This is a genomic window from Devosia sp., assembly GCF_036406155.1.
Classification (GTDB): domain Bacteria; phylum Pseudomonadota; class Alphaproteobacteria; order Rhizobiales; family Devosiaceae; genus Devosia_A.
Genome location: NZ_DASWVV010000188.1, coordinates 1 through 6,433, shown reverse-complemented (window position 1 = coordinate 6,433; position 6,433 = coordinate 1). Strand labels below are relative to the sequence as shown.

Here is a 6,433-nt window from a genome sequence, read left to right as displayed (position 1 = left end):
GGCACCATTGGGCCAAGCGCACCGGGGGACACCCTCCCCCTTGTGGGGAGGGTTGGGGAGGGGGCGCCCGCCCGCCGCGCGGGAGAACAGTCGCGACCGCACGATCCGGCCCCAACCACCGGGCCCGGGCGGTCCCGCCGTCCCCCGGCAGGGAGGGTGCCGACTGCGGCACCCGTGTCCCGCGGCACCACCCCCTCCCCGACCCTCCCCGCGCTTCGCGGGGGAGGGTGAAGAGTGCGTCGCGGCCGGTTCCGGCGGGTGAGGCGAGCGTTGCGGCTGGTTCCGGCTGGTGAAGGTGGCCGCTGTCGGCCTTGGTGGCACCATTGGGCCAAGCGCACCGGGGGACACCCTCCCCCTTGTGGGGAGGGTTGGGGAGGGGGCGCCCGCCCGCCGCGCGGGAGAACAGTCGCGACCGCACGATCGAGCCCCAACCACCGGGCCCGGGCGGTCCCCTGTGGCGCGACGGCGCCCCCACCGCCAGAGGCGGCCCCGCTGCAGGCAGCGGAAGTGAGGCGCGGGTGCCCCTACCCTGCCGGCTTCCTGCTCGCCGCGATAATCACCGCGATGATGATCAGGCCGGTGAGCAGCAGCCGCACCCCGGCGCTGGCGCCGTAGGTGTTGAGCATCGACACGACGAGAAACAGGAACAGCGACGCGCCCCAAATGCCCGGCACGTTGCCGAAGCCGCCGGCCACGGCGGTGCCGCCGATGACCACCACGGCGATGGAGGTGAGCAGGTACTCGGCCCCCATGTTGAGGGCCGCGCCGCCCGAAAAGCAGCTGAGCAGGAACCCGGCCAGCGCCGCCAGCAGCGCGCACAGCACGTAGGTGGCGAAGCGCACGCCGTCGACTGGCACGCCCGCCAGCCGCGCCGCCCTCAGATTCTGGCCGATGGCGGACACCCAGCGCCCGTAGAGGCCCTTTTCCAAGAGCACCCAGGCGAGCAGCGAGACGGCGAGCGCCACGAGCGCCACGTTCGGAATGCCGAAGCTCGAGGCGACGGCGAAATCGGCCAGCACGCCGGGCGGCTTGATGCGGATGCCGCGATTGTACCAGATCGCCGTCGACTGCACGATGAAGCTCGAGGACAGCGTCGCGATGATCGGCGGGATGCGCAGCAGCTTGATCAGGGCGTAGTTAGCGACGCCCACGGCGATGCCAATGCCGGAAGTGGCGGCGAGCCCGAGCAGGATGAGGCCGTTGTCGGTATCCATCAGCTTGAGCGCCACTGTGCCGGCAAGCGTCATCGTCGCCGGGATGGACAGATCGATATTGCCCGGCCCCAGCGTGATGACGAACATCTGCCCGAGCCCGACGATGACGGAGAACGAGGCAAAGGTCAGCGCCGCCTGGGTGAGACCCAGGGTCGAGGCCCCGCCGGTGAACAGGATGGTGGCGAGCCAGACCGCGAAGGCGGCGATGAAGGCCCAGATCCAGGGGCGGGCGAAGAGGGTGCGTAGCGCGCTCATCCGGCCCGCTCCGCGGCCTCGCGGCGGTTGAGCAGCAGCCGCAGCGCCAGCACGATGATGAGGATCGCCCCCTGCGCGCCGATCTGCCAATCCGGCGAAATCCTGAGGAAGCTGAGGAACGAGCCGGCCAGCGTCAGCGTCAGCGCCCCGATCACCGCCCCCACCGGCGACACCCGGCCGCCGACGAACTCGCCGCCCCCCAGGATCACCCCGGCGATGGACAGCAGCGTATAGCGCAGCGCCACGTTGGCGTCGGCGGAGGTGGTGAGGCCGACGAGGCTGATGCCGGACAGCACCGCGAAGAAACCGGCGAGCGCATAGGTGGCGGCGCGCGCCCTGAGCACCGACCAGCCGGCGCGGGCGACGGAACGCTCGTTGCCGCCCACGCCGCGGATGACGACGCCGAAGGCCGAGCGCATGACGATGAAGTGGGCGACGATGGCGATCAGCACGCTGGCGACGATGGCCATCGGCACCAAGGGCGGCCTGGACGTCATCAGCCAGCGGATCCAGTCGGGCGCCACCCCGCCCGGCGCCGGCAGCAGCAGCACGGCGAGCCCGCCCCAAACGAAGCTCATCCCCAGCGTCACCACGATCGAGGGCAGGTTGCGTAGGTAGATGATCACGCCCAGGGCGGCGTAGACGGCGATGGTGGCGGCGAGGACGAGGACGCCGAGCAGCGGCGCCGACTGCAGGAAGGTGGCGGTGACGCAGGCGACGAAGCTCACGAACGTGCCCATCGACAGGTCGAGGTCGTTGACCGTCATGATCAGCATCTGCGCGACGGTGGCGAGCGCGATCGGCACGGCGAGGTTGAACAGCAGGTTGAGCCCGGTATAGCTCATGGTGCGCGGCTGCAGCCAGAAGACGGCGGCGAGCAGCGCCGCCAGCGACAGCGCCGGCACCAGCAGGCGCAGGCGTTCGGCCGACAGCCAGTTCATGCGGCCTGCTCCGCGAAGGAGGCGGCGAGCACGCGCTCCTCGGTGATGTCGGCGCCCGTGAGTTCGGCCGCGATGCGCCCCTCGCGGAACACGTAGACGCGGTCGCACTGGCAGATCTCGTCCATCTCGGTCGAGTACCACACGAAGGTGCGGCCCTTGTCGGCCTCGGCCCTGAGCATGTGATAGACCTCCTGCTTGGTGCCGATGTCGACGCCGCGCATCGGATCGTCCATGAGCACCACCGGCGCCCGCGTCGCCAGGGCGCGGGCGAACAGCACCTTCTGCTGATTGCCGCCCGACAGCGACAGGATGGGATTGGCCAGGTCCTGCGTGCGCACGTCGATGCGCTCGCGCCAGGCGCGGGCGACCGCCTGCTCCCGGCGCTCATCCACCAGCCCGAAGCGCGTGAGGTCGGGCAATAGCCCGATGGTCATGTTCCGCAGGATGCTCCACAGCGGCAGATTGCCGTCGACGTGGCGGTCGCCGGCGACGAAGGCGACCTTGCCGTCGCGCGGCGCCAGCCAGTCGCCGCCCTGCGCCATGAACAGGCTGACCAGCGTCTGTGTCTGGCCATGCCCGCCCAGGCCGGCAAGCCCGACGATCTCGCCCGGATAGGCGACGAACTCGATGGCCCGGGCGCGCGGGCGCGCCTTCTGCCTGAGCACCGGCGCGAGCCCGGTGACATCAGGCCCGTGCCGGGCGGCATCGCGCGCCCGCACCACGCTGCCCATGGCGCCGACCAGGGTGTCGATGGAGAACTCGCCGGCCGGGCGCTCGGCCACGACCTTGCCGTCCTTCATCACCACCACCCGGTCGGCGGCGGACAGGATCTCGCCCAGAATGTGCGAGATCAGCACCACCGCGCCGCCCCCGCCGACGAAGCGGCGCACATAGGCGAGCAGTTGCGCGGCGAGGCTGGCATCGAGCGAGGAGGTCGGCTCGTCGAGGATGACGAGCTTCACCGGCGCATCCGTCTCGGAGAAGGCGGTGGCGATCTCGACCATCTGCCGCTCGGCGATGCTGAGCGTCGAGATGGTCTGCCGGCAATCGATGCCGTGGCCGGGAAAGATGTCGTCGAGCGTGCCGCGGATCAGCGCCTCGGCCCGCCGCCGCCAGCCCGGGCCCCGGAGCGCGGCGTGGCTGATGCGGGTGTTCTCCGTCACCGTCAGGTTGGGGCACAGCGACAGCTCCTGGAAGACGCAGCGCACCCCGTGCGCGTGCGCCTCGCGGATGGCGTAGCGTGCGGTTTCGTCCTGCCCGGCAAGGCGGATGCTGCCGGCGTCAAGCCGGAGGCCGCCGGTGATGACGTTGACCAGCGTCGACTTGCCGGCACCGTTGTGGCCGACGAGCCCGACGCATTCGCCGCCACGGACCGAGAAATCGACGCCGGCAAGCGCGCGGACGGCGCCAAAGCTCTTGCTGGCGCCGTCCACCGCAAAGACAGGGATGTCCTGCGGATCCTGCATGATGGCGGAGCCGCGGCCGCTACTTGGCCGCGGCGATCACCTTCTGCGCGTCCTCGAGCGTATACTCGACATTGGCGACGCCACCCGACGGCGTCGTCTCGAGGGCGGCCTCGAGCCCGTCCTGGTCGATGCGCAGGAACGGCACCACCAGGTCCTTGGGCACGTCCTGGCCGTCGAGGATCTGCTGCGCCACCCAGAAGGCGAGCGTCGACACGCCCGGGGCGATGGAGACCGACATGGTCTTGTAGCCGGAGGCGTCCTTCTGCTGCTTCCACCAGGCCAGTTCGTCCTGGCGATTGCCCATGATGATCAGCGGCGTCGGCCGGCCCGCCGCCGCGAAGGCCTGGGCCGCGCCGTACCCGTCGCCGCCCTGGGTGACGACGCCGACGATATCCTCGGGCAGGCTGGGCAGGATCCCGGCCACCGCCTTCTGCGCCACGTCCTGGGCCCAGTCGCCGTGCACCGAGCCGACAATCTCGAATTGCGGGTTCTCGGCCACGCCTTCATGGATGCCCTTGGAGATCTCGTCGTCGACGAAGACGCCGGCGAGGCCGCGAATCTCGAGCAGCTTGCCGCCGCCGGGCAGGGCCTCCTTGAGATAGTCGATCTCGGCCTTGCCCATGGCGGCGAAATCCACCGCGATGCGCCAGGCGCACGGCTCGGTGACGATGCCGTCGAAGGAGACGACGACGATGCCGGCGTCGCAGGCTTCCTTGACGGCCCCGTTCAGCGCCGTCGGCGAGGCGGCGTTGATGACGATGGCGTCGTAGCCCTGCAGGATGAGATTCTGGATCTGGGCGGCCTGCTCGGTGGCCTGGTTCTCGGCCGTGGTGAAGGCGTCGGCGGCAGCGACGATGCCCTTCTCGACGGCCGGCTTGGTGATCGTGTCCCAGCTGGTGAGCATGGCCTGGCGCCAGGAATTGCCGGCGTAGTTGTTGGACAGCGCGATGCGCTTGGCCGAGGTGTCGGCGAGCGCGGTGCCCGAGGCCAGGACGACCGCGAGCGTGGTGAGTAGCAGAGCCTTTCGCATTTCGATGGTTCTCCCTTTTCGCCCTTTCGGGGTCAGCGTCCGGTCCCCCGCACCGGTCCGATGAACTGGCATGTTAGCATGCAGCACGCGGAGAGTTGCACGGGCGGCGACAATGCGCAACGGGCGCGTGGGTCCCCTTCCCGGCGGCACGCCGCGGCTGCCGCAAAGCTAGGAGACGCCCGGCCCGAACGCTTGATCTGCGTCAAGCGGGCGGCCGCCGCCGGCCGGCGAAGGGCGCGGGGGTGCGGCCCGCTCACCGATCTGTCAAGACGCCGAGGCTTGCCTTGCCCGGCGGGGCGGTCGATGATGCCGCCACGATGCGCCGGGTCTTCCGCCTCCCTGCCGCCCTGCTCGCCGCCCTGCTGCTGGCGGCGGCGGTGCTTGTCGCACCCGCCGGGGCCGGCGAGGCCGAGGACCGGGCGGCGCTCGAACAGCTCTTCGCCCAGTTGCGGCTCGCCCCCGACGCCGAGACCGCGCACCGCATCGACCAGCAGATCTGGATTCACTGGACGACGCCATCCGACCCGGTGCTGGCGGCACGCATGGCCGACCTGCTCGCGGCGCGCCGGGCCGGCGAGATCCTCGCCGCGCTCGAGATGGCGGACGGCCTCGTGCGCGACTACCCCGACTATGCCGAGGCTTGGAACCAGCGCGCCACCCTGCACTACATGACCAACACGCTCGACGCCTCGCTCGCCGATATCGAGGAGGTGCTCAAGCGCGAGCCGCGCCATTTCGGGGCGCTGTCGGGGCGTGCCCTCATCTATCTGCAGCAGGGCAAGCGCGCCCTCGCGGTCAAGGACATGGCCGCTGCCCTCCAGGTGCACCCCTTTCTCAACGAGAGGTTCCTCTTCCCCGAACTCTCGCAGGACATCACCCGTACTTGAACCCGTTGATGCACAAGGAATATTCGAATGATCGAAGACCACCCCGTCGAGCGTGAGCACCATGCGGCCCATGGCGGCCGCTATTTCGTTCGCCTGCCCGACGGCTCCGAAGCCGAGCTGAACTATCGGCACCTCGATCCCAAGACCGTCATCGCCGAGCATACCGGCGTGCCGCCGCAATACCGCAACCACGGCATTGCGCTGCAGCTGGTCGAGGCGTTGATCGCCGACGCGCGGGCGGAAGGCTTCAAGATCCTGCCGCAATGCGGCTACGTGGCGGCGCAGTTCCGCCGGCATCCGGGCTGGAGCGAGCTCAGGGCCTGACCCCCAAGGCCGGCATCCGCGGCGTCGCGGCGCGACCCGGCCGGGAGCGCCGCGATGACGCGCATTTTACGCAAATGTTAACCATGGCCGACGGAACCGGGGGGCGGGCAGCGGCGTCGTGCAACTTCCCTTGCCGCAGCGGTGTTTTGCCGGCGGGGACAGCGTCTCAACCCACGCCGAAAATCGCCATGACCAGTTTCGCTCTCGCCTTTGCCAGCAACGTCCGCACCGCCCGCGCGCCGTCCCGGTCCAAGCCGGAAGCGGCAGCGGAGGCGACCGTACCGGCAGCCCCGGACGCAAGCGACGCGGGCCGGGA

6 protein-coding genes are annotated in these 6,433 nt (G+C 70.3%); 2 read left to right on the top strand and 4 right to left on the bottom strand.

Features of this window, described 5'->3' with window-relative positions; all coding sequences use genetic code 11:
- Positions 1–524 precede the first annotated feature (524 nt).
- Genes VGD93_RS12550 through VGD93_RS12535 form a run of 4 tightly spaced genes read right to left on the bottom strand, consistent with a single transcriptional unit; the run spans position 525 to position 4,906 of the window.
- Positions 525–1,469: an ABC transporter permease gene (locus tag VGD93_RS12550; protein ID WP_395012524.1), complete on the bottom strand. Its 945-nt coding sequence runs from the start codon at positions 1,467–1,469 to the stop codon at positions 525–527.
- A complete protein-coding gene (locus VGD93_RS12545) occupies positions 1,466–2,410 on the bottom strand; it encodes an ABC transporter permease (protein WP_395012523.1) in 945 nt (314 codons plus the stop codon). The genes VGD93_RS12550 and VGD93_RS12545 overlap by 4 nt, the downstream gene beginning before the upstream one ends.
- Positions 2,407–3,876: a sugar ABC transporter ATP-binding protein gene (locus tag VGD93_RS12540; protein WP_395012522.1), complete on the bottom strand. Its 1,470-nt coding sequence runs from the start codon at positions 3,874–3,876 to the stop codon at positions 2,407–2,409. Before VGD93_RS12540 ends, VGD93_RS12545 begins: the two co-directional genes overlap by 4 nt.
- A gap of 19 nt (positions 3,877–3,895) precedes the next feature.
- Positions 3,896–4,906 carry an ABC transporter substrate-binding protein gene (locus tag VGD93_RS12535; protein ID WP_395012521.1) on the bottom strand — a complete coding sequence of 337 codons (1,011 nt, stop codon included), beginning with the start codon at positions 4,904–4,906 and terminating at the stop codon, positions 3,896–3,898.
- 317 nt (positions 4,907–5,223) lie between these two features.
- Here VGD93_RS12535 and VGD93_RS12530 point away from each other — a divergent pair, with 317 nt between their 5' ends.
- Both VGD93_RS12530 and VGD93_RS12525 read left to right on the top strand, forming a co-directional pair.
- Positions 5,224–5,793 carry a tetratricopeptide repeat protein gene (locus VGD93_RS12530; protein ID WP_395012520.1) on the top strand — a complete coding sequence of 190 codons (570 nt, stop codon included), beginning with the start codon at positions 5,224–5,226 and terminating at the stop codon, positions 5,791–5,793.
- Positions 5,794–5,820: 27 nt separating this feature from the next.
- Positions 5,821–6,117, top strand: coding sequence for a GNAT family N-acetyltransferase (locus VGD93_RS12525; protein ID WP_395012519.1), 297 nt, complete (start codon positions 5,821–5,823; stop codon positions 6,115–6,117).
- Positions 6,118–6,433: the final 316 nt, after the last annotated feature.